This window comes from Dysgonomonas sp. Marseille-Q5470, from assembly GCF_951230145.1.
In the GTDB taxonomy this organism is placed as follows: Bacteria; Bacteroidota; Bacteroidia; order Bacteroidales; family Dysgonomonadaceae; genus Dysgonomonas.
Genome location: NZ_CATNVE010000003.1, coordinates 86,233 through 107,313 on the forward strand (window position 1 = coordinate 86,233; position 21,081 = coordinate 107,313).

The 21,081-nt window shown below is 37.3% G+C and carries 23 protein-coding genes; 20 read left to right on the forward strand and 3 right to left on the reverse strand.

What is annotated here, in order from left to right:
* The first annotated feature begins 26 nt into the window (after positions 1-26).
* From QOX35_RS06420 to QOX35_RS06460, 9 genes are all read left to right on the forward strand, one after another.
* Positions 27-689 (forward strand): ExbD/TolR family protein, encoded by a 663-nt coding sequence (locus QOX35_RS06420; RefSeq protein ID WP_283686241.1) that lies wholly within the window; start codon positions 27-29, stop codon positions 687-689.
* 24 nt (positions 690-713) lie between these two features.
* Positions 714-1,550, forward strand: coding sequence for an energy transducer TonB (locus QOX35_RS06425; RefSeq protein WP_135103766.1), 837 nt, complete (start codon positions 714-716; stop codon positions 1,548-1,550).
* 111 nt (positions 1,551-1,661) lie between these two features.
* Positions 1,662-1,856 (forward strand): hypothetical protein, encoded by a 195-nt coding sequence (locus QOX35_RS06430; protein WP_228093666.1) that lies wholly within the window; start codon positions 1,662-1,664, stop codon positions 1,854-1,856.
* 21 nt (positions 1,857-1,877) lie between these two features.
* Positions 1,878-2,861, forward strand: a complete 984-nt coding sequence (locus tag QOX35_RS06435; protein WP_252637666.1) for a PstS family phosphate ABC transporter substrate-binding protein — start codon at positions 1,878-1,880, stop codon at positions 2,859-2,861.
* Positions 2,862-2,916: 55 nt separating this feature from the next.
* The gene (locus tag QOX35_RS06440) at positions 2,917-4,569 is read left to right on the forward strand and encodes a tetratricopeptide repeat protein (RefSeq protein WP_283686242.1); all 1,653 of its coding nucleotides are present in this window, start codon (positions 2,917-2,919) and stop codon (positions 4,567-4,569) included.
* Positions 4,570-4,787: 218 nt separating this feature from the next.
* Positions 4,788-6,056, forward strand: coding sequence for a methionine adenosyltransferase (gene metK, locus QOX35_RS06445; RefSeq protein WP_283686243.1), 1,269 nt, complete (start codon positions 4,788-4,790; stop codon positions 6,054-6,056).
* A 99-nt stretch (positions 6,057-6,155) separates the two neighbouring features.
* On the forward strand, positions 6,156-6,995 hold the full coding sequence (locus QOX35_RS06450; RefSeq protein WP_135103771.1) for a DUF4271 domain-containing protein: 840 nt from the start codon (positions 6,156-6,158) through the stop codon (positions 6,993-6,995).
* A complete protein-coding gene (locus QOX35_RS06455; RefSeq protein WP_135103772.1) occupies positions 6,992-7,750 on the forward strand; it encodes a uroporphyrinogen-III synthase in 759 nt (252 codons plus the stop codon). Before QOX35_RS06450 ends, QOX35_RS06455 begins: the two co-directional genes overlap by 4 nt.
* A gap of 62 nt (positions 7,751-7,812) precedes the next feature.
* A complete protein-coding gene (locus QOX35_RS06460; protein ID WP_283686244.1) occupies positions 7,813-8,511 on the forward strand; it encodes a M48 family metallopeptidase in 699 nt (232 codons plus the stop codon).
* Between the two features lies 1 nt (position 8,512).
* Here the strand turns inward: QOX35_RS06460 and cdd are convergent, their stop codons facing one another.
* The gene (cdd, locus tag QOX35_RS06465) at positions 8,513-8,995 is read right to left on the reverse strand and encodes a cytidine deaminase (protein ID WP_283686245.1); all 483 of its coding nucleotides are present in this window, start codon (positions 8,993-8,995) and stop codon (positions 8,513-8,515) included.
* A gap of 35 nt (positions 8,996-9,030) precedes the next feature.
* On the opposite strand from cdd, the gene QOX35_RS06470 reads away from it, so the two are divergent.
* The 5 genes from QOX35_RS06470 (at position 9,031) to trmD (ending at position 14,423) form a co-directional block, all read left to right on the forward strand.
* Positions 9,031-9,969 (forward strand): glucosaminidase domain-containing protein, encoded by a 939-nt coding sequence (locus QOX35_RS06470; RefSeq protein ID WP_283686246.1) that lies wholly within the window; start codon positions 9,031-9,033, stop codon positions 9,967-9,969.
* A 150-nt stretch (positions 9,970-10,119) separates the two neighbouring features.
* Positions 10,120-11,400, forward strand: a complete 1,281-nt coding sequence (locus tag QOX35_RS06475) for a DUF4468 domain-containing protein (RefSeq protein ID WP_283686247.1) — start codon at positions 10,120-10,122, stop codon at positions 11,398-11,400.
* 6 nt (positions 11,401-11,406) lie between these two features.
* Positions 11,407-12,171, forward strand: a complete 765-nt coding sequence (locus QOX35_RS06480) for an SDR family oxidoreductase (protein WP_283686248.1) — start codon at positions 11,407-11,409, stop codon at positions 12,169-12,171.
* A gap of 233 nt (positions 12,172-12,404) precedes the next feature.
* Positions 12,405-13,316, forward strand: coding sequence for an EamA family transporter (locus QOX35_RS06485; RefSeq protein WP_283686249.1), 912 nt, complete (start codon positions 12,405-12,407; stop codon positions 13,314-13,316).
* A 423-nt stretch (positions 13,317-13,739) separates the two neighbouring features.
* Positions 13,740-14,423, forward strand: coding sequence for a tRNA (guanosine(37)-N1)-methyltransferase TrmD (trmD, locus tag QOX35_RS06490; protein ID WP_283686250.1), 684 nt, complete (start codon positions 13,740-13,742; stop codon positions 14,421-14,423).
* Here trmD and QOX35_RS06495 read toward each other — a convergent pair.
* Together QOX35_RS06495 and QOX35_RS06500 are read right to left on the reverse strand one after the other, a co-directional pair.
* The gene (locus QOX35_RS06495; protein WP_283686251.1) at positions 14,420-15,238 is read right to left on the reverse strand and encodes a hypothetical protein; all 819 of its coding nucleotides are present in this window, start codon (positions 15,236-15,238) and stop codon (positions 14,420-14,422) included. The two genes, trmD and QOX35_RS06495, sit on opposite strands and share 4 nt — an antisense overlap.
* Positions 15,235-15,828, reverse strand: a complete 594-nt coding sequence (locus QOX35_RS06500) for an RNA polymerase sigma factor (RefSeq protein WP_283686252.1) — start codon at positions 15,826-15,828, stop codon at positions 15,235-15,237. The genes QOX35_RS06495 and QOX35_RS06500 overlap by 4 nt, the downstream gene beginning before the upstream one ends.
* A gap of 170 nt (positions 15,829-15,998) precedes the next feature.
* On the opposite strand from QOX35_RS06500, the gene QOX35_RS06505 reads away from it, so the two are divergent.
* The 6 genes from QOX35_RS06505 (at position 15,999) to QOX35_RS06530 (ending at position 21,072) form a co-directional block, all read left to right on the forward strand.
* Positions 15,999-16,196 (forward strand): winged helix-turn-helix domain-containing protein, encoded by a 198-nt coding sequence (locus QOX35_RS06505; RefSeq protein WP_006842379.1) that lies wholly within the window; start codon positions 15,999-16,001, stop codon positions 16,194-16,196.
* 205 nt (positions 16,197-16,401) lie between these two features.
* Positions 16,402-16,653: a coiled-coil domain-containing protein gene (locus QOX35_RS06510; RefSeq protein WP_283686253.1), complete on the forward strand. Its 252-nt coding sequence runs from the start codon at positions 16,402-16,404 to the stop codon at positions 16,651-16,653.
* Positions 16,654-16,668: 15 nt separating this feature from the next.
* Positions 16,669-16,974, forward strand: coding sequence for a cell division protein ZapA (locus tag QOX35_RS06515; RefSeq protein ID WP_006842381.1), 306 nt, complete (start codon positions 16,669-16,671; stop codon positions 16,972-16,974).
* A gap of 114 nt (positions 16,975-17,088) precedes the next feature.
* On the forward strand, positions 17,089-18,618 hold the full coding sequence (rny, locus tag QOX35_RS06520) for a ribonuclease Y (protein WP_006842382.1): 1,530 nt from the start codon (positions 17,089-17,091) through the stop codon (positions 18,616-18,618).
* Positions 18,619-18,870: 252 nt separating this feature from the next.
* Positions 18,871-19,878 carry a 2-hydroxyacid dehydrogenase gene (locus QOX35_RS06525; RefSeq protein WP_135103782.1) on the forward strand — a complete coding sequence of 336 codons (1,008 nt, stop codon included), beginning with the start codon at positions 18,871-18,873 and terminating at the stop codon, positions 19,876-19,878.
* A gap of 24 nt (positions 19,879-19,902) precedes the next feature.
* Positions 19,903-21,072 (forward strand): N-acetylmuramoyl-L-alanine amidase family protein, encoded by a 1,170-nt coding sequence (locus tag QOX35_RS06530; RefSeq protein ID WP_283686254.1) that lies wholly within the window; start codon positions 19,903-19,905, stop codon positions 21,070-21,072.
* Positions 21,073-21,081: the final 9 nt, after the last annotated feature.

The window sequence follows — 21,081 nt, forward strand, 5'->3', positions numbered from 1 at the left end:
TTTAAACATTAAAAAAAGAAAAAATTATGGCAGAAGTACAACAGTCCGGTGGTGGAGAAGAGAAAAAAGGTAAACCCAAGAAACAGACCCTGAGAGTAGACTTTACTCCGATGGTGGATATGAACATGCTCTTGATTACATTCTTCATGTTCTGTACAACATTGAGTAAACCGCAAATCATGGATATTGCGATGCCTACAGATCAGAAACTTACTGAAGAGGATGAAGTGAAGGTCAAGGAGTCTAAAGCTATTACTTTGATTCTAGGAGAAGACAATAAAGTATATTACTATACAGGTATACCTAACTATAGTGACTATACTACCTTGAAAGAAACTGATTATTCCCCTGAAGGACTTCGTAAAGTTTTACTGGAACGCAATGCCCCTATCGTAGCAAAAATGAGGGAATTGAGACAGGAGAAGTTTGAGAAGAAAAATAAAATGTCAGAGGAAGAATTTAAAACAAGATCGAAAACAATAAAAGAAGATAAGGATGGACAAGTAGTGGTTATTAAACCAACATCCGAAGCTAGTTATAAAAATCTTGTTGATGCTCTTGATGAAATGCAAATTTGCAGTATTGCAAAATATGCAATTGTGGATATGACCGAGGGTGACCAATTCTTGCTTGAGAACCTGAAAAGTAAAGGGGCTTATGGCGCTAGTGCTGCACCACCAAAAAATTAATCACATTAAGAAAGGAGTAAAATTATGGGAAAAGATATAAAATTGAATTCCTCCGAATGGTGTGATGTAGTTTTTGAAGGTAAGAATAAAAACTATGGAGCTTACAAGCTACGTCAATCATCATCGAAGAGACATATCGTTGCGTTTTTAGTAATCCTTGCGCTTGCAATATTTGTGTCGGCTTTACCGAGTCTGGTATCAGTAGTAAAGAGCCTTACTCAAAGCAATACAGGGCCAATGGAGGATACTTTCGAGTTATCTAATATTCCGGTAGATCAAGAAATTCCGGAAGAGAATAAGATTAAACAAGAAACAGCTCCGCCGCCTCCACCGTTGAAAACAACAGTGAAGTTTGTGCCACCTAAGATTGCAAAAGACGACGAGGTGCGTGAAGATCAGGAAATGAAGTCACAGGATGAAATTCAGGAAACTAAAATCCAAATTTCGGTGGCTGACGTGAAAGGTACAAATGATAAGACAGGTGTCGATATCGCTGAGTTGAGAGAACACAAGGTGATAGTAGAAGAAAAACCTGCCGTTGAAAAACCTTTCGTTACTGTAGAACAGATGCCAACTTTCCCGGGAGGCGAGATGGAAATGCAAAAGTATATTGCTTCCAACCTCAAATATCCGGTAGTGGCTCAAGAATCAGGTATTCAGGGACGTGTAACAGTACGTTTCGTTGTTTCTAAAACAGGAGCAATTGAAGATGTAAACGTAATTCGTGGTATCGACCCATCGTGCGACAAAGAAGCTGTACGTGTGGTTAAATCGATGCCGAAATGGATACCGGGAAAACAAAATGGATTGAATGTACCTGTGTACTTTACTCTCCCTATCGTATTCCGTTTGAAACAGTAAAAGTGAATATCTATTGAGATTTTTATAAAAAATTGTAAATAAGACTTAGTAAAGAAGAGAAGTTGGAGTATGAAAGACACATCTTCTCTTCTTTTTCCAATAAAAAAAGGTATGAAAGAAGGAAAAAAAATATCGGGAAAAGCAATATTTGGTATATTTATGGTATTGTTTTATTTATGTGTGTCAGTTTTGATGGTATTTACCCCTATTTTTGATAATGTACATATCTTGCTTCGCGTGGCCATGGGTGTGCTGTTGTTTTTGTATGGCATATTTAGAGGATACCGTGCATGGAAACAATTTTAAACGAATTATCTGTTTTTTGTTATGAAAAATCTTAGTCTTATTGTATGTATTTTTGCTTTTATCTTTCTCTTTTCTTGTAGCGACCAGAGAAAGATAACACGAACAGATACGCCCACAAGTGGTATCGCTGAGATAGCTGTTGATGAATGCTTTGCTCCTGTAATACAAGAACAGGTTGATGTTTTTGGAGCTTTAAATCACGAAGCTCTGGTTATTCCCATATTTACCAGTGAAAATGAAGCATTTAATTTATTTATGAAAGATAGCTTGCGTGTAATAATTGCTACACGACAACTTACTGCCAACGAAACACAAATTATAAAAGAACGCAAACAAGCACCACGTACACAGCGGCTTGCTATTGATGGTATTGCCCTTATTGTAAACAAAGAAAATATGGACACTTTGATTACAGTGTCTGATATTAAAAAAATAATGACAGGTAAGATTAAGGATTGGAAGGAGATAAATCCGAAATCTAAACTGGGTGAAATATCGGTCGTATTCGATAGCCCTAATTCCAGTACTGTCAGATTTATAAAAGATTCGATCTGTGGAGGCGAGCCTCTCAGTCAGAATGTGAAAGCGAGATCGGCAGACAGCGTTAAAAATGTCAACCTGCAAGAACGTACACCCAATCAGCAAGTGATAGATTATGTTGCTGCTGTTCCTAATGCGATAGGTGTTATCGGTGTCAATTGGATTAGCAATCCATCCGATCCTAAAAATTTAAGCTTTATTAATAGTATAAATGTTATGTCGGTAAGCTCAGAAGATAAAGCCACTGAGGAAAACAGTTTTAAACCATTTGCCGCATATTTAGTCTTAAAAAAATACCCGCTAACGAGAGATATTTTTATTATAATCTCAGATGTCAAAGGTGGATTACCTTCAGGTTTTGTTACCTTTGCTGCAGGAGAGAAAGGACAACGTATTATACTCAAGGCCGGGCTTTATCCCGCAAATGTACCTACCAGACTGGTAAGAGCAAACCCAACATTTTAGGATAGGCCTGATATCTGTCACATATAAATAAATATTAATAAAAATAGTATAGAAGATGAAAATGAAGTATTTAGTGAGCGCATTTTTGAGCTTAGCGATAAGCTTGTCGGCATTTGCGCAAAATAGCCCGGGAGCAGATTATCTGAGCCTTGGTGAAACCAAACTAGCGAAAGAATATTTTACTAAAAACGTAGGGCAGAATCCTGAAGAATCTCATTATTATCTGGGAGAAATTGCAATTCTGGAAAATAACTTGACTGAAGCTAAGTCTCAGTTTGAGCAAAGTGCGGCAGCAACTACTGAGCTAGGTCTTGGTGCTGTAGGATTGGCTAAATTGCAATTAAAGTCAAACCCTAAGGTTGCAGAAGATCAATTAAAAGAAGTTCAAAAAAAGAATAAAAAGAATGTAACTGTTCTTTTAGCAATAGCAAAAGCATATTTTGATAATGGCATGAAAGACAAAGCCACTTTGATGATTGCTGAAGCTAAGAAGGCAGATAAGAAATCACCATATTCATACATTCTCGAAGGAGATATGTTAGCCAAAGAAAACAATCCGGGCGGAGCAGCAGGTCAGTACGATCAGGCTATCAACTTTGATCCTAACTGTGTATTGGCTTATATGAAAGGTGCTAAGGTATATGAATATATTAATCGTAACACAGCAGCCGATTTGTTGAAAAAAGCGATAGAAATCAAACCTGAATATAAGATTGCTTACAAAGATCTTGCTGACTTGTATTACAGAGACGGTTTTTATCCGGATGCTATTGCTGCATACAAAGAATTCTTCAAGGGGGGCGATTACACCGTAGATGATATTACTCGTTATGCTGCATCAGAGTACTTTACACAAGGATATTCAGGTGCAAAGAATCTGATTAATGAAGGTCTGAAACGCGAACCAAACAGCTTCGTGTTGAATCGTTTGTTGATGTATATCGAAAATGAAACAAAAAACTATCAGGACGGTTTAGCTGCAGGAGACAAGTTCTTCAGTATACCTAGATCAGAGGTTGATACAGTGAAATATCTGGTTTCAGACTATATGGCTTATGGAAATATACTATCTGAAACAGGCAATAAAGCGAAGGCTATAGAGCAATATCAGAAAGCTATAAAATTAGATCCGAGCAAAGTAAGTTTGTTTAAAGAGATCGCTACAGCTTCTGCCAGAGATCAGATGTACGCTGAAGCAGCTAATTATTACAAAGAATACATCCAGATGCTTGGAGAAAGAGCAGAAGCAACTGATTATTATCAATTGGGTAGCTACTATCTATCTGCAGCATCTAAAGTTGAATCTGATAAATCGTTAACTCCGGAGCAAGTAAAAGAACAATCTATTGCGCTATACAAACAAGCAGATGCAGCTTTTGCTGTAGTTGCAGAACGTAAGCCGGATAGTTATTTAGGATTCTATCAGAGAGCACGTACAAACTATCAGATGGACCCGGACTCGGAGCAAGGGTTGGCAAAACCATTCTATGAAGAAACAATTAAAGTTCTGTTGGCTGATCCGGAACCAAGCAGCAAAATATTGATAGAAGCATATAGCTATTTGAGCTACTATTATTATTTACAGTTCGAGAAAAGCAAAAAGGCTGATGATAAAGCAAATGTAAAATTATATGCAGAAAAGGTTCTTGAGCTAGATCCTGAAAATGCAAATGGTAAAGCTTTATTTGAATTTGCTAATGGCAAGTAAATAAATAGATATAAAATATGAGAAACAGCCTGTATCAATTTTGATGCAGGCTGTTTTTTTATATAGAATAATTTTAAATTGAGAAAAAGATGTATCTTTGCACTCAATTAAGTGGATAGATTTGTATTGATTGCAACCACATGAAAAAATGCTAAACCATTTTCTGCACTGCATTATAATACATATCTTCCTGTTTTTATTACAATAAAACAATATTTATGAGTTATTTATTTACATCTGAATCTGTATCAGAAGGTCACCCTGATAAAGTGGCAGATCAGATATCAGACTCCTTATTGGACGAATTCTTGGCCTATGATGCTGATTCGAAGGTCGCATGCGAAACATTGGTAACTACCGGACAGGTGGTTTTGGCAGGAGAAGTAAAATCAAAAGCATATATCGATATTCCCGAAACGGCACGTAAAGTGATCGAGCGTATAGGGTATACTAAAAGTGAATACCAGTTTGAGGCTCAATCTTGCGGGGTGCTGTCTGCCATACATGAGCAATCCGATGATATCAACAGAGGTGTTGATGGCAAATCCGATCCGATGGATCAAGGAGCGGGAGATCAGGGTATGATGTTTGGCTACGCAACAAACGAAACAGACAATTATATGCCATTAGCACTAGACTTGTCTCATGCATTGTTGAGAGAATTAGCCGTTATACGCAAGAATGAATTGCATTTGATGCCATACCTTCGTCCTGATGCCAAATCGCAGGTAACGATCGAATATGATGACAACGGAACGCCTTTGAGAATAGATACTATCGTTATTTCTACTCAGCATGATGATTTTGCTGACGACGAGGCAATGCAAGTTAAAATAAAAGAAGATGTGATCAATATCCTTATACCTCGTGTGAAGGAGAAGTATAAGTTCAGAGATGATATTACGAAGCTCTTTACAACGGATATTACTTATCATGTAAACCCTACCGGACGTTTTGTTATAGGAGGGCCTCATGGAGATACCGGTCTGACAGGACGTAAAATCATAGTTGATACTTACGGAGGAAAAGGTGCGCATGGCGGTGGTGCTTTTTCGGGTAAAGATCCTTCAAAAGTAGACCGTTCGGCTGCTTATGCAGCTCGTCATATTGCAAAAAACCTTGTTGCTGCCGGTGTGTCTTCCGAAATACTTGTTCAGGTATCGTATGCAATCGGTGTTGCCAAACCTATGAATATTTATGTAAATACATATGGCAAGGGTACCGTAAATCTTTCGGATGGAGAGATAGCCGTTAAGGTAGAGGAACTGTTCGACATGCGACCAAAAGCAATCGAGCAACGCCTGAAATTACGCAATCCTATCTATGCTGAGACTGCTGCTTATGGGCATATGGGTCGTGAGCCGGAAATCGTAACTAAACATTTTCAATCACGCTACAATCCTCAGGGAATAACTCGCGAAGTAGAGTTGTTTACATGGGAGAAGTTAGATTATGTAGATGTGATAAAAAAAGAGTTTAATCTGTAATATAATAATATAGCACATACTTGTTCTGCAATAGAGCAAGTATGTGCTTTCAAGTATATAAGAGCTTTGATTAACGATACAGTACCATACATAGGTGTAATGAAAGATAGTGTCTTGTTGCAGGATACTGTCTATATTCATCGTTTTTCATTAAATCCTGTAGAAGGCGAGATTGTGAATATGACTAACAAACAATTATATTCTGCTCATCAAGATAGCATTGGAGATGTTGTAAGATATTCCGGCGATCTTCTGCCTTTCAATCTGGAACAAGTAGATGGGATTTTCTGCCTGTTGCTTTTATGCTTATTTCTTTTTACATATATATATAGTGGCGGGTTATCTTTCTTGAAAGAGAGTATCTCCTTCCTGTTTACTCCTGTAAAGGCCTCAAGAATACATAGTCAGACTACATCGAGGGAAATGATATATAGTTATTTCCTTATTTTTCAGTCTGCTGTTTTATCTGCAATATGTATTTATGATGTTTTTGTAGAGTATGAATCTTCTGTGCAAAGCAATAGTAAAGCTTTTCTGACTATTGTCACATTTATCGTTGCCATAGCTTTGTTTTTTGGAATCAAAGATTTTATTTACAAACTGATAGGTTATATCTTTAATCAGAAGAAAGCAATGAATTCGTGGCGAAGAATGCATATGGTGTCTATCGAGGTGCTGGGTATACTATATTTTCTGCCTACGTTGCTCTTGATTTATTCTAATTTTTATCATACTGAGATATTAATACTTATATTAATACTCTTCTTAATTGTTCAAATAACACTTTTTTATCAAATAATAGTCTTTTTTATTGGTCAAAAATTTAACTTTTTGTATTTGATTGCCTACCTTTGCACCTTTGAAATATTACCTTATGTGTATTTAGCGATAGGATTGATTCAATTATATAGAACCGACGTATTTAACACACTATTATGACCTTGAAAGTAAAGAAGATATTAATCTCTCAACCTGCTCCGACAACAGAGAAATCGCCTTACTTTGATATTGCCGAGAAATATCATGTGCAAATGGATTTTCGTCCGTTTATTCGTGTAGATGGCATTGATGTAAAAGAGTTTAGGCAACAGCGTATTAATATACAAGATTATACAGCAGTCGTTTTTACAGCAAGGATTGCAATAGATCATTTCTTCTCTCTGTGTGAGGAACTTAGAGTAACAATGCCCGAAACAATGAAATATTTTTGTATATCGGAAGCAGTCGCTTTGTATCTGCAAAAATATATTGTTTACAGAAAGCGCAAGATATTCTTTAGTGCAACAGGTAAGATGGATGGTCTGGCAACAGCTTTAACAAAACACAACAAAGAAAAATTTATTGTACCTGTCTCGGATGTACATACAGAAGACCTTACGGCAGTATTGGACGAGAAAAAAGTTGATTATACAAAATCAGTGATGTACAGAACAGTTAGTAATGAAATAACCGAGTCTGAGATATTATCTTACGATATGATGATATTTTTTACTCCGGCCGGTATTGTTTCTTTATTTAAGAATATGCCTAATTTTGAACAAGGAGAGAGGGCTATCGGTTGTTTTGGTACCGCTACAGCAAAAGCTGTTCGCGATGCGGGCTTGAGGCTCGATTGTGAAGCTCCGCTTCCCGGTATGCCATCTATGACGGCTGCATTAGAAGCGTTTATAAAGGAAAATCATAAAGCCAAATAGGTTTGAAGCAAATAAAATATAAAGCTTAACTTTTGGGTTAAGCTTTTTTTATATCATTTCTGATGGTTATTGTAGATAAAGATCTGGGGGAAATAAGGCTTGTTAAGAATGCGAGAGCCAAAAGGATAATCGTTCGAAAAAAAGATGGTTATCTACAACTTACATATCCAGCATCAGTAAGTATGTCCTTTGTAGAGAAGACTATTCGTGAAATGAAGCCTCGCCTGATGTCGTTAGTGGAAAAAAAGACTACCCGTATTTTATTTACTCCCGATATAGAATTTAAGACCTTTAGTTTTACCTTGAAGTTGATTACCGGAACATCGACCAAAAATTATTATATGAGTCTGAAAGAAGGCATACTATCCATCTCATGTCCGGCTGATATAAATTACAATGATTCAACCGTTCAATCGACAATAAAAGGATTTGTAGAAAAAGCCCTTCGCTATGAGGCAAACAGGCTCTTTCCTGCAAAAGTGAAATCATTTGCAGAAAGGTACGGTTTTAAATATACCGAAGTAAAGATTAATAAAAGTCGTACCCGATGGGGGAGCTGTTCATCAAAGAAGACAATAAATCTATCGTTTTACTGTATGCTCTTACCTGAATACCTTGTGGATTTTGTAATCTTGCACGAACTATGCCATACGGTAGAAATGAATCATGGAGAACGTTTTTGGCAACTGTTGGATAAAGTATCAGATGATAAAGCAAAAGAGTTGACAAAGGCTTTAAAAGACCATAAAACAATGTTATAAATTAGTCGTCTAGCGATTCCTTTCCAAATCCTACAGGAAGAAGTGCTTTGGCAGATTTTAATTCATAGATTTTACTTTCACCGTACAGTATTACTCTCATTGGGGAACTATGTCTATTCTCTGTTTCTAACAAAACTTGTCTGCAACCGCCACACGGGCTACAGGGGTTTACAGTAAAGACTCCATCATGACAAGCGGCAACTGCAATCGCTTCAATCGAAGCCTCCGGATATTGTGCATTTGCATAAAACACAGCAACCCGTTCGGCGCATAAGCCTGAAGGGTAAGCCGCATTTTCCTGATTGTTGCCCGTAACAATTTTTCCATTGGAAAGAAGAACTGCCGCTCCTACATGAAAGTCTGAGTAGGGCGCATATGCTTTTTCCGCAGCCGCTTTAGCCTCTATTATAAGTTTTTTTATACTTTCGGTAGCCTCTTCAAAGGTGTAAACGAGTATCTTTGTTATTAAATTTAAATTTTCCATTTTATTACTGTTACAAATAAAATACTTCTAAATATATGAAAAAAGCAAATAGCTCGGATATATCTCTCAAATTTATTATCCTTTCTGTACTTGTTTTTCTGTCTGCCACATCTGCCTATTCTCAGGCAAAACGATACAAGATATACGAAGAGTATATTGAGACTTACAAAGGCATAGCTGTAGATCACATGAGAAAATATAAAATTCCGGCAAGTATAACGCTCGCTCAGGGATTGTTAGAGTCGGGTGCGGGTAAAAGTGCCTTGACTAAAAATTCGAATAATCACTTTGGTATTAAGTGTCACAACGATTGGACAGGAGGAAAAGTCTATCAAGCAGATGATACCCCGAATGATTGTTTCAGAAAATATAAAAGAGCTGAAGATTCATTTGAAGATCATTCGAGATTTCTAGCCGATAAACCTCGATATAAAAGTCTGTTTGCTTTGGAAATTACTGATTATAGAGGATGGGCAAAAGGATTGCAGCAAGCAGGCTATGCAACTGATAAAGCTTATGCGAACAAACTGATAAAGCTAATTGAAGATTATGAGCTTTACCAACATGATAAAAGAGGATTCTCCAAGGAGAAAATAAGAGAAATAGAAGAGACTCAGGTAAGAAATAAAGAATATCGTCATATTCCATATAAAACACACAATCTGGTTTATGTGATAGCAGAAGCGGGTGATACGTACGAGGGTATTGCGGGCGAATTTGATTTTAAGCCAAAAGACTTGTATAAATACAATGAAGTACCCGAAGGTTTCCCTTTGAAGGCAGGTGATTTGGTCTATTTTGAGAAGAAAAAATCGAAAGCCGATAAACCATATTATGAGCACGAAGTTCAGGTGGGAGAGTCTATGTATAGTATTTCTCAGCTGTATGGTATCAAGGTGAAAAACTTGTACAAAATGAACAAAAAAGATTTTGAATATGTCCCTACCGAAGGAGATGTCTTAAAACTAAGATAAATTTTATAATACACTAAAGAAAATAATAAATATAGACTAAAATGGTATTGACAGTAATCGGTCGATACCATTTTTTTGTTTTAATATTCTATTGTCTTGTTTCTGAAATTATACTACTTTTATGGTATATAACATAATAACTCTGATAAAATGAAAAATAGTCTTCTGTTTTTTTTATGTGCAGTTTTCTCGTTGGTAGTGAGTGCACAAGACAACCCGAAATATCTAGTAGGAGCTGTCCCCGAAGTGGATGGTAAGATTGTTTTTTCGAAGAAGATACCTGTAAAGGGGCAAATCTCCGACGAACAGCTTTTTTCATTGATGGAAAAATGGGCAATAAACAACTATGATAATGCACAGACTGATGAGAAAGATTTGAATAATCGGGTTCTGCTAAGTAAGGCTGACGATAAAATGATCGCATGTTTTGGAGAGAAATATCTTGAGTTTAAGCGAAGTTCTCTTGTGCTCGATCGGGCTAAGATGATCTATCAGTTGATTTTGGAAACGAAAGATGGGGCATGCGAAGTAACGTTGAGGAATATAAAATATAGCTATTCTGATAGTAAGAAACTGCTTCCGGCTGAGGAGATGATCTCCGATAAAATAGCTCTCAACAAAAAAGGAGATAAACTAAATCGCTATTATGATAAATTCAGAATACATACTGTAGATTCTGTAAACAGCATATACAAATCTATAGACATTTATCTGAACGGTATTAATACAACAGGTGCAACAACCTCATTGCAAGCAGAGGCGAAAACTTATTCAGCTCCTGCAGTACCCCAAAAAGAAAGTCCGGTAGAAGTGCCTTTAGCCACTGCCGCTCAATCTATACCTGATCCTGTTCAGGTTGCGGCATCTATTCCGGTAACATCTAATAATACTCCGCAAACGATTGCCGCTGGTGCGGTTGCTACAATGGAAGGATTCAGGCAGATAACGCCCGATAAAATACCGGGCAATATTATCAAGTTGTTAGGAGATTGGACATTGATCACTTCGGGTACTGCAGACCAAATGAATGTGATGACTGCCTCGTGGGGTGGACTTGGTACATTCTGGGAAAAGCCTGTGTCATTCTGTTTCCTCAATCCTTCACGCTACTCGGTACAAACAATGGATAAAGGAGAAACATATACAATATCTTTTTACACTGAAGCGTATAAAGATGCTTTGCGATATTGTGGTTCGGTAAGCGGTCGTAATACAGATAAAATAAAAGGATCGGGATTGACACCGATCAAAACTCCATCAGGTGCTACAGCATTTGCTGAAGCCTGGATGATCTTTGAATGTAAGAAAATAGTAGTGCAGCCAATTACTCCGGAAGCTGTAGTTGATAAATCTTTACCTAACAAAGATTGGAGTAAAAGCGGATATCATAAAATGTATATCGGTGAAATATTGAATGTTTGGATTAAATAAACTCAGATGAAAAAAATAGCATTAATAACCGGTGCTACGTCCGGTTTGGGCAGGGCAATTGCTTTGCGGCTGGGCAAGGAAGGGTATAACCTTATTATTACCGGACGAAGAAAGGATAAATTAGAAGAACTGGATAAAGAAATAAGCATAAACTATGGTTCTGCGGTTCTCCCTCTATGCTTTGATGTAAGAAAATACGATGAGGTAGAGGCTGCTTTGGGCAACCTTCCCGAAAAATGGAAAAATATTGATGTCCTTGTCAATAATGCGGGGCTTGCTGTAGGGTTAGACCCAATTTATAAAGGCGAAGTTGACGACTGGGAAAGAATGATAGATACAAATGTCAAGGGTTTGTTGTATGTTACTCGGGTGGTTACTCCGGTTATGGTAGAACGTTGTTCGGGACATATAATCAATATAGGGTCTATTGCCGGAAAGGCAGTTTATCCAAATGGTGCTGTATATTGTGCGACTAAGTATGCAGTGAATGCATTGCATCAAGGTATGCGTATGGATCTGCTGCCTTATAATATTCGGGTGACTCAGATTTGTCCCGGAGCTGTGGAAACGGAATTCTCGTTGGTTCGCTTCAAAGGAGACAAAGGGCGTGCCGATCAGGTATATACAGGTTATGAGAATCTGGTTGCCGACGATATTGCTGAATCTGTTTATTTTGCCATATCACAACCTCCGCATGTGGATATTCAGGATATGCTGGTGATGCCTACGGCACAGGCTACAGGGAATATGTTCCATAAAAAGGAGAAGTAGGAAGAGCAGAGCATAAAAGGAAAAGTTTCTTGTTGTAAAGAAATATATAAACTTTCCTATGTGTTTTGCATGAAGAAATAAATATTGTAATTTTGCAGTACCAAAGCGTATATAATAATTCTTGAGTTTATTGTATGCGAACGAAAATGTAAATGGAGGGGGTATCCGAAAAAGGGTATTCCTTTTTTTGTGCTTACCTCTGAGGTATAATGATTTAGAACTTAACATAAATAATGGATCAAAGAATAAAAGGTGGATTGTTAGTGTTTATTGGAGCGGCAAGCTTCGGACTACTTTCCACTATCGTAAAATTTGCATATGCCGAAGGTTACACTCTCGGTGAAATCACAGGAACGCAATCTTTTTCGGGAATGGTCATTTTATGGCTATTGTATTTTATTACCAAATCGGTAAAGAAAGGTGATAAAAAAGAAGAGACAGAGAATACTCAACCTAATACTAAATGGTGGAAAATAGTCGTTGCCGGAACCTTTACGGGGCTGGTTGGTATATTCTATTACCAATGTGTGAAACTATTGCCTGCATCTGTCGCTATTATATTGCTGATGCAGTATCTGTGGATAAGTATGCTTATAGAGGCTGTGGTTTTCAGGAAGAAACCCGGACGTAAGCAATTGCTGCTACTTGGCATTGTTTTGATAGGGACACTGCTTGCCGGTGGAATATTCAGTCAGGAAATTATGCTCAATTTCAAAGGAGTCGTTTTCGGCTTGCTGGCGGCTACTAGTTATGCTACTTTCTTGATGACAAGCGGACGTGTAGGTAACGATCAGCCTGTACTGAAAAAGAGCGCTTTGATGATTACCGGATCATGCGTTATTACATGGATAATTTTCCCTCCATTATTCTTCTTTAATGGTGTATATTTTGGTGGATTGGTCTTTTGGGGACTGGCGTTGGCTCTGTTGGGTACGGTGGTTCCTCCTCTTCTCTTTTCGATGGGTATGCCCCGTGTGGGTGTCTCGATAGGTGCAATCCTTAGTGCTGTCGAGTTGCCTGTCGCAATATCATCTTCGGCGTTTATATTGCAAGAATCGGTAGATGCACTTCGCTGGCTCGGAGTAGCCCTCATTTTGTCGGCTATAGTGGCTACAAATATTAGAACAAAAGGAATAAGCGGTTGAGTATAATTTAAACTACAGTATAGGAAGAAAAGTAATAATGAGAGTTTATAATTTATATGAAAAAGGTTATCTATTATAAACGCTCTTTGATTTATTAGGTCATGAAAAGGAACTGTTCTCGCTTTTGCTCTTATCTATTCTTTTTAACCACAGAGTAAAAAGAGTCATACGGAGTTTCTTGCTTCGTTCCTAAAGCATGTAAGAACAACGTATAGTATTAATTATTATTGACTTCTTCGAAAGAAGAAAAAGTGACAAATAAAAACAACTTAAAAAGTGTCACTTTTGTCACCTTTTGTCTGTAATGTATTGACTATTTGTGTTGTGCTGTTTTGTACACTTGTCACTTTTTTACTTATATCCCGGGCTCTTATTTATTAATTGAAAGAAAACTCTACCTTTGCAATTCATTTTACTATAAGTATGCGCATAGATATAATAAGTGTTTTGCCTGAAATGTTTACAGGTCTTTTGGATTGTTCTATTCTTAAGAGAGCTCAAGACAAAAGCTTAGTAGAGATAGTCGTTCACAATCTTCGTGATTATACAACGAACAAACACCGACGTGTGGATGATTATCCTTTCGGGGGCGAAGCAGGCATGGTAATGCAGATAGAACCGATCGATAATGCTATTTCAGCATTAAAGGAACAACGAGTGTACGATGAAGTAATCTATACCTCACCCGATGGAGAAGTATTTGATCAGAAAATAGCAAACCAAATGTCGTCGTATAACAATATTATTATCCTGTGTGGGCATTACAAAGGTATCGATTATCGCGTTCGCGAACATCTGATAACCCGCGAAATATCTATAGGTGATTATGTTCTTACGGGAGGAGAATTGGCTGCTGCTGTTATGGCTGACGCTATTGTCCGGCTTTTACCCGGCGCAATAGGAGATGAACAATCAGCTTTGTCCGATTCTTTTCAGGATAATTTACTGGCTCCGCCTGTCTATACACGTCCGGCAGAATATAAGGGTTGGCGTGTACCTGATATTTTGTTGTCGGGTCATCAGGCTAAGATGGATGAATGGCGCTTGCAGCAAGCTATGGAGCGCACCGAACGTTTGCGTCCTGATTTGCTCGAAAAGAAAGATTAAAATATTACCCTTACCATAACACGCTCAGTGCCAGTAGTCCATTTGGCTCCGTTTTGTATCAGGCGAATAGCTTCATTGTCACAAGTTCCGCAAAGACTTTGTTTTACTTCAAATAGATATGGGCGTCCTTGTTCGTCAACCGAAAATTCAATGGCTACTTTTCCTTTCCTGTCTTTGCACGAATCGTCAGTAGGTCGGCGCATTGCCGTTTTTAAATAGGCATTGTATCTGTTATATCCACCTATTGGTTCAGGTTTCCCTTTCTTTATAGTAAGAGAAGTATTTGCTTCGTCTTTGAAATTCTCGGGCGCATAAACCTCTACCATGCCATCGTCCTCTTGTTGGGATAATACAGTCAGAGCTTCGGTATTGATAGACTCTTCTTTGTCTAGTCTGAACTTGCTTATGTTGGGCTTATATGTTTTGGTTGCTTCGGTATTGTGTTTTGCTATTACAACTATATTCTCTACATAGTACTCTTCAGGTACGTATATGTTGATAATAGAGCTCATCCCTTTATCTTGTGCCTGTAGGTCGTTAGACTCATGGTATCCGATAATCATATATCCGGCTATAGCAAAAATCACAACAGCCGCCGCTGCTACACTTTGCCATATAGGATGATGTTTCTTGATTGTTTTTGTTTTGGCATTCAGGCGTTCCTGTATATTGTTGATACTTGCCAAGTGATCATCGTCGATACTGTCGAAACCTTCTATAGCCTCATACATAAACGGATCTTTCATCGAATCTTTTTCGATCCGATGAGCATCAACGCCTTTCCTTTGTCCTTTTATGTAATCTAAAAAATTCATTCTTTCAGGTTTTTCTCAATGCAGATTTTTAAATTCCTTTTTCCGTTTTGGATATAACTTTTTACACTCTTCAGATGAAATCCAGTTTCATCCACAATCTCAGCATAGGATTTGTCTTCGTAGAAGAACTTCTCCACCGATATGCGCTGAGGCTCGGGCAGCTGCTCCAAGCATTTGCTCAACGCATCTTCTTTGTCTTCATTCGCATTCTCGCTTAATAGATCCAAAATAGGTTCAGATTCCATAAGTTGAGAGTCGAAATTTACTATAATTTCTCTTTTATTTTCTTTTAAAATGTGAAAACAGTGATTTTTAACAACACTATACAGCCAGTTCTTAAAAATCTTTATTTCATAGCCTTGTATTTTCTGAGAGAGGTTCTCAAATATATCTATTACAGCGTCTTGCGATTGTTCTGTGTTTTGCAGATACTTCAGGCACAACCCATAGATGAGAGGTATGTAGCGTTCGTAAAGCTGTTGGAAGTATTCAGCTTTACTCGTATCTTTAAACAGTGACAAAAGTTCTTCGTCACTATACTCCTTTCTCTTATGCAGACTAAAAAAACGCAAGGCAATTATTTTTATCACAAAACTACAAGAATTTGGTTAAAATCCAAATAAATGATCCCTTTAACTACTTTGTCATAATATTATCTATTTGCTAATAAATGTAATATTAAATTGTTGGGGTAGTTAATTTTATGTATTTTTGTAAGTGATAATTAATGATGAGTTTAATTTTTTAACTTACACCCATTATGAAAGAAAAAATTGGAACAAATGCAGGAATCATTTGGACTTATCTTGATGCGGAAGGTAGTAAATCTTTAAAGGAAATCAAGAAAGCCTGCAAACTTACAGAAAAAGACATGTATGCAGCTCTTGGCTGGCTAGCCAGAGAAGGGAAAATTGCGTTTAACGAATTAAAGGACGACTTGCAAGTCGTTTTGCTTTGAAAGACCTAAACAAGCTTACAAAAGAGGGGTGCTTATTACATATAGTAAGTGCCCCTCTTTGTTTTTTTTCGGTATAATGTATTTTTCAATAATTAAGGAGCGTAATAATTTTGTTAATTCGTTGGTATTATCTATTTTTGTGTAGCATTTTGGCTATTATATGACTGGAAATGATGAAAAACTTCTTGCCGAGTTTGAGATAAGAATGAGGCAGTTAATGTATCTCTGTGATATGCTTAAAGAGGAAAATGCACAGATGAAGCAGGAATTGAAGCAAAAAGAAACAGCGATAGAAGCATTATCATTAAAGTTGGATGCGTTAAATGCTAAATATGACAATTTGAAGTTTGCAAAATCTTTTTCGTCAGCAGACCCAGAGGAGAGGATGAATGCTAAAAAACGGTTGTCGAGATTAGTGCGAGATGTAGATAAATGTATCACCATGCTAAAAGCGTAAACGAAAAATGATGTTATGGATGAGCATTTAATTATTAATCTACGAGTGGCTGATATGAGATACCCTCTTCGTATAAAACGTAGAGATGAGGAAGTTTATCGTAGAGCTGCAGACGAAATAGATTATAAGTTAGTACAATATAAAAATTATTTTACAGGAGTTTCTACTCAGCCGTTGAGGGATGTCGACTATATGGCAATGACATCAATTCAGGCAGTGGCAGAGAAGGTTGAACATCAACTGCGAGCCGAAACTTTCGAGCATAGAATCCAAAGTTTGACAAATGAACTGGATGAATATTTGAAAGCGCAGGTAAAGTAAAGTTTTAAATTGATGATATATAAAGCACTAATTTCAGATATGAGATAAGTTTCATATTTGGGTTGGTGTTTTTTTGTTTATTGAATATAAGTTTTTATCAAAGAAAAATAGAATATGGATATATTATTGTATGGAATTACCTTTCTTGTTGGAGCAATACTGACTTGGGTGGTTTTGAATTTTATGGCGAATTCAAAATTCAAACGTCAAGTAAAAGAGGCGGAACAAGAAGCAGAGGTGATCAAGAAAAATAAACTACTTGAAGTAAAAGAGCAGGCTTTACAGATGAAGTCTGAATTTGAAAAGCAAGTGAATAGTAGGAACTCGAAACTGCAAGCTGCTGAGGCTAAGATTAAGCAACGAGAATTAAGTTTGACCCAGAAGCAGGAAGAGCTTCAACGCAAGCGTAGCGAGGTAGATACAATCAAAACTAATCTAGAGGCTCAATTAGAGGTGATAGATAAGAAAAAGCAAGATCTGGATAAGCTTCACAAACAAGAGGTGGAAAGGCTTGAGGCGTTGTCGGGATTGTCGGCAGAAGAAGTGAAAGAAAAACTGGTAGAAGCATTGAAAGATGAGGCTCAGTCTCATGCTCAGTCTTATATCAGTGAGATAATGGAAGAGGCTAAAATGACAGCCAATAAAGAAGCTAAGAAGATTGTTATCCAATCTATTCAGCGTGTGGCAACAGAAACTGCAATTGAAAATGCCATAACAGTATTCCATATAGAATCTGACGAAATAAAAGGTCGTATAATCGGACGTGAAGGACGTAATATTCGTGCATTAGAGGCGGCTACAGGGATTGAAATCGTAGTTGATGATACTCCGGAAGCAATTGTTCTTTCAGGATTTGATCCTGTGAGACGTGAGGTTGCACGTTTAGCTTTGCATCAGTTGGTTGCAGACGGACGTATTCACCCGGCACGTATTGAGGAGGTTGTAGCCAAAGTGAGAAAGCAAATCGAAGAAGAAATAATAGAAACAGGAAAACGTACAACTATTGACTTAGGTATACATGGTTTGCACCCAGAGTTGATACGCTTAGTTGGTAAGATGAAGTATCGTTCATCTTATGGACAGAACCTGTTGCAGCATGCTCGTGAAACTGCTAATCTTTGTGCGATTATGGCATCCGAGCTAGGATTGAATGTGAAAAAAGCAAAAAGAGCCGGATTGTTACACGATATAGGTAAAGTTCCAGATGATGAACCGGAACTTCCACACGCTTTGCTTGGTATGAAGCTGGCTGAAAAATATAAAGAAAAAGCCGACGTTTGTAACGCGATAGGATCTCATCACGATGAAGTGGAAATGACAAGCTTATTGGCACCGATCGTGCAGGTTTGTGATGCGATATCCGGTGCTCGTCCGGGTGCTCGTCGTGAAATTGTTGAGGCTTATATCAAACGTTTGAATGATCTGGAGCAATTAGCTCTTTCGTATCCGGGCGTATTGAAAACTTATGCTATTCAGGCTGGTCGTGAGTTGAGAGTTATAGTTGGAGCAGATAAGATTGATGATGTGGAAACTGAAAAACTGTCTGCAGATATCGCTAAACGTATTCAGGATGAGATGACTTATCCGGGACAAGTGAAAATCACTGTCATTCGTGAAACCCGTGCAGTAAGTTACGCTAAATAATAAATTAGACTTAAGATTATAAACAAAGGGAGCTTTTTCGCTCCCTTTGTTGTTTTTAGAGACTTACGGGGTGGCGGGCTAGTTATATATACTTTCTGATTGTATAGCACGATTGACTAATGAGTGGGGTATATGTGAAAAATATTTTAAATGTAATACTGTAAAACAAATAGCTCAATGATAGTTTTGAGGATAAAAGTTATTTTGTTTACTTTTGTGACTTAGTGTTATAAGAAATAAAAAAATAAAATCATGGCGTACAAAATCGCAGTTTTTGATGCAAAACCATATGATAGAGTTACTTTTGATAGAGTAAATGAGAAATATGGATTCGAACTAACATATCACAAAGAACATCTCGATATAAATAATGTTGTGCTGGCTAACGGTGCAGATGCTGTATGTATTTTTGTTAATGCTGTCGTTGATTCAGACGTTGTAGCAAAATTGAAATCATATGGAATTAATCTGATAGCATTACGTTGTGCCGGTTTCAATAATGTAGATATTTTGGCTGCTGAAAAGCATGGAGTAAAGGTGGTACGTGTACCCGATTATTCTCCGCATGCTATTGCTGAACATACTTTGGCTTTGATGCTTTGTCTTAACCGCAAAGTTCATCGTGCTTTTTTACGAACACGCGACGGAAACTTTTCTCTTGTCGGATTCGAAGGTTTTGATATGTACGGAAAGACTGTTGGTGTGATCGGTACAGGCAAGATTGGTAAGGTAGCTATAGGTTTGTTCAAAGGTTTAGGAATGAATGTGCTGGCTTATGATCTGTATCCTGATAATGCTTTTGCCGAAGCAGAAGGTATTAAATATGTTACTTTGGATGAGTTGTATGCCAATTCTGATATAATTACCTTGCATTGCCCGTTGACAAAGGAAACAGAGTATCTCATCTGCGATGAATCTATCAACAAAATGAAAGACGGCGTGATGATTGTTAATACAGGTAGAGGAAAGTTGATTCATACAAGACATCTGATTGATGGATTGTTAAGCCGAAAGATTGGCTATGCCGGATTAGATGTATATGAAGAAGAAGGAGCATACTTCTACGAAGACCACTCTGATGCTGTGATGACAGATGATGTATTGGCTCGACTTTTGTCTTTTAACAATGTGATAGTAACTTCGCATCAGGCATTCTTTACTCAGGAGGCGATGGAGAATATCGCAAATACGACAATGAATAGTATTTCTGATTTCTTTGCAGGCAAAGAACTTAAAAACCAAGTAGTTTATAAAGCGTAACTTTATACATCGATTAATTTCCTTATGAACAAAGTTTTGAGTCTTCTTATTTTACTCTTTATTGCAAATGTAACTTATGCAATAGACTCAAGATTTGTTGTAGTAATTGATGCCGGGCACGGAGGAAAAGATACCGGGGCAACCAGAGGTGGATATAAAGAGAAAGATATAAATCTTGGTGTTGTCTTAGCTTTAGGTCAATTAATAGAGCGAAATCATAAAGATGTAAAAGTTGTATATACTCGAAAATCAGATGTTTTTGTAGATCTTGATAAAAGAGCTGATATAGCAAATAAGGCTAAAGCTAATTTATTTATCTCAGTTCATACCAACTCTACAGCAGCAAAGTCAACTACAGTATCAGGCGCTGATACTTATATTTTGGGGTTGGCTCGTAGTGAAGAAAACCTACAAGTTGCCAAGCGAGAAAACTCTGTGATATTATTAGAAGATAATTACAAAACCAAATATGAGGGCTTTGATCCGAATTCGCCCGAATCGTATATTATTTTTGAATTCATGACGAACACCTTTATGGAGCAAAGTCTACAATTTGCTTCTTTTGTTCAGTCTGATTTTAGGAATGTAGCAAAGCGAGTGGATAGAGGGGTTCGTCAGGCCGGATTTTTGGTGTTAAGAAAAACAAGTGCTCCGAGTGTGTTGATTGAGCTAGGTTTTATAAATAATCAATCGGAGGCACAGTTTTTATCAACAAAGTCAGGGCAACAGTCGATGGCTACGGCTATCTACTCCGGTTTTAGAAAATACAAACGTGACTTTGATAAAAAACAAGGGAAATTAGTTGTAGAATCTACAGAAGTAGAAGATATTAGTTTTGATGATGTAGAAGAAGAAACGATAACCGTTAAGAATGATCAGAATGAAGACAGGATATCTCAAGTGTCAGTTTCTGAAAAAGTAAGAAACAATACTGCGTCATCAAATAAAAAAATAGAAAAAGATCAAATAGAATATAGAGTGCAGTTTCTTGTATCGCCTCGCAAGTTATCTGGAAATTCACCGGCTCTGAAGGGATTGTCTCCCGTGTCTTTTTATAAAGATGGTAGTGTGTATAGGTATACATACGGTTCAACTACCAATTTTAATGAAATAACAAAGATACAGAATCAGGTAAGGTTGAAATTTAAAGATGCATTTGTTATAAGAATGAAGAATGGGAAGCGTATAAAGTAATAAGCACCG

What these genes read in the sequence shown, in the direction of transcription:
- QOX35_RS06420 (WP_283686241.1), top strand. Translation starts at nt 27, where the DNA reads ATGGCAGAAGTACAACAGTCCGGTGGTGGAGAAGAGAAAAAAGGTAAA.
- QOX35_RS06425 (WP_135103766.1), top strand. Translation starts at nt 714, where the DNA reads ATGGGAAAAGATATAAAATTGAATTCCTCCGAATGGTGTGATGTAGTT.
- QOX35_RS06430 (WP_228093666.1), top strand. Translation starts at nt 1,662, where the DNA reads ATGAAAGAAGGAAAAAAAATATCGGGAAAAGCAATATTTGGTATATTT.
- QOX35_RS06435 (WP_252637666.1), top strand. Translation starts at nt 1,878, where the DNA reads ATGAAAAATCTTAGTCTTATTGTATGTATTTTTGCTTTTATCTTTCTC.
- QOX35_RS06440 (WP_283686242.1), top strand. Translation starts at nt 2,917, where the DNA reads ATGAAAATGAAGTATTTAGTGAGCGCATTTTTGAGCTTAGCGATAAGC.
- metK (WP_283686243.1), top strand. Translation starts at nt 4,788, where the DNA reads ATGAGTTATTTATTTACATCTGAATCTGTATCAGAAGGTCACCCTGAT.
- QOX35_RS06450 (WP_135103771.1), top strand. Translation starts at nt 6,156, where the DNA reads ATGAAAGATAGTGTCTTGTTGCAGGATACTGTCTATATTCATCGTTTT.
- QOX35_RS06455 (WP_135103772.1), top strand. Translation starts at nt 6,992, where the DNA reads ATGACCTTGAAAGTAAAGAAGATATTAATCTCTCAACCTGCTCCGACA.
- QOX35_RS06460 (WP_283686244.1), top strand. Translation starts at nt 7,813, where the DNA reads ATGGTTATTGTAGATAAAGATCTGGGGGAAATAAGGCTTGTTAAGAAT.
- cdd (WP_283686245.1), bottom strand. Translation starts at nt 8,995, where the DNA reads ATGGAAAATTTAAATTTAATAACAAAGATACTCGTTTACACCTTTGAA.
- QOX35_RS06470 (WP_283686246.1), top strand. Translation starts at nt 9,031, where the DNA reads ATGAAAAAAGCAAATAGCTCGGATATATCTCTCAAATTTATTATCCTT.
- QOX35_RS06475 (WP_283686247.1), top strand. Translation starts at nt 10,120, where the DNA reads ATGAAAAATAGTCTTCTGTTTTTTTTATGTGCAGTTTTCTCGTTGGTA.
- QOX35_RS06480 (WP_283686248.1), top strand. Translation starts at nt 11,407, where the DNA reads ATGAAAAAAATAGCATTAATAACCGGTGCTACGTCCGGTTTGGGCAGG.
- QOX35_RS06485 (WP_283686249.1), top strand. Translation starts at nt 12,405, where the DNA reads ATGGATCAAAGAATAAAAGGTGGATTGTTAGTGTTTATTGGAGCGGCA.
- trmD (WP_283686250.1), top strand. Translation starts at nt 13,740, where the DNA reads ATGCGCATAGATATAATAAGTGTTTTGCCTGAAATGTTTACAGGTCTT.
- QOX35_RS06495 (WP_283686251.1), bottom strand. Translation starts at nt 15,238, where the DNA reads ATGAATTTTTTAGATTACATAAAAGGACAAAGGAAAGGCGTTGATGCT.
- QOX35_RS06505 (WP_006842379.1), top strand. Translation starts at nt 15,999, where the DNA reads ATGAAAGAAAAAATTGGAACAAATGCAGGAATCATTTGGACTTATCTT.
- QOX35_RS06510 (WP_283686253.1), top strand. Translation starts at nt 16,402, where the DNA reads ATGAGGCAGTTAATGTATCTCTGTGATATGCTTAAAGAGGAAAATGCA.
- QOX35_RS06515 (WP_006842381.1), top strand. Translation starts at nt 16,669, where the DNA reads ATGGATGAGCATTTAATTATTAATCTACGAGTGGCTGATATGAGATAC.
- rny (WP_006842382.1), top strand. Translation starts at nt 17,089, where the DNA reads ATGGATATATTATTGTATGGAATTACCTTTCTTGTTGGAGCAATACTG.
- QOX35_RS06525 (WP_135103782.1), top strand. Translation starts at nt 18,871, where the DNA reads ATGGCGTACAAAATCGCAGTTTTTGATGCAAAACCATATGATAGAGTT.
- QOX35_RS06530 (WP_283686254.1), top strand. Translation starts at nt 19,903, where the DNA reads ATGAACAAAGTTTTGAGTCTTCTTATTTTACTCTTTATTGCAAATGTA.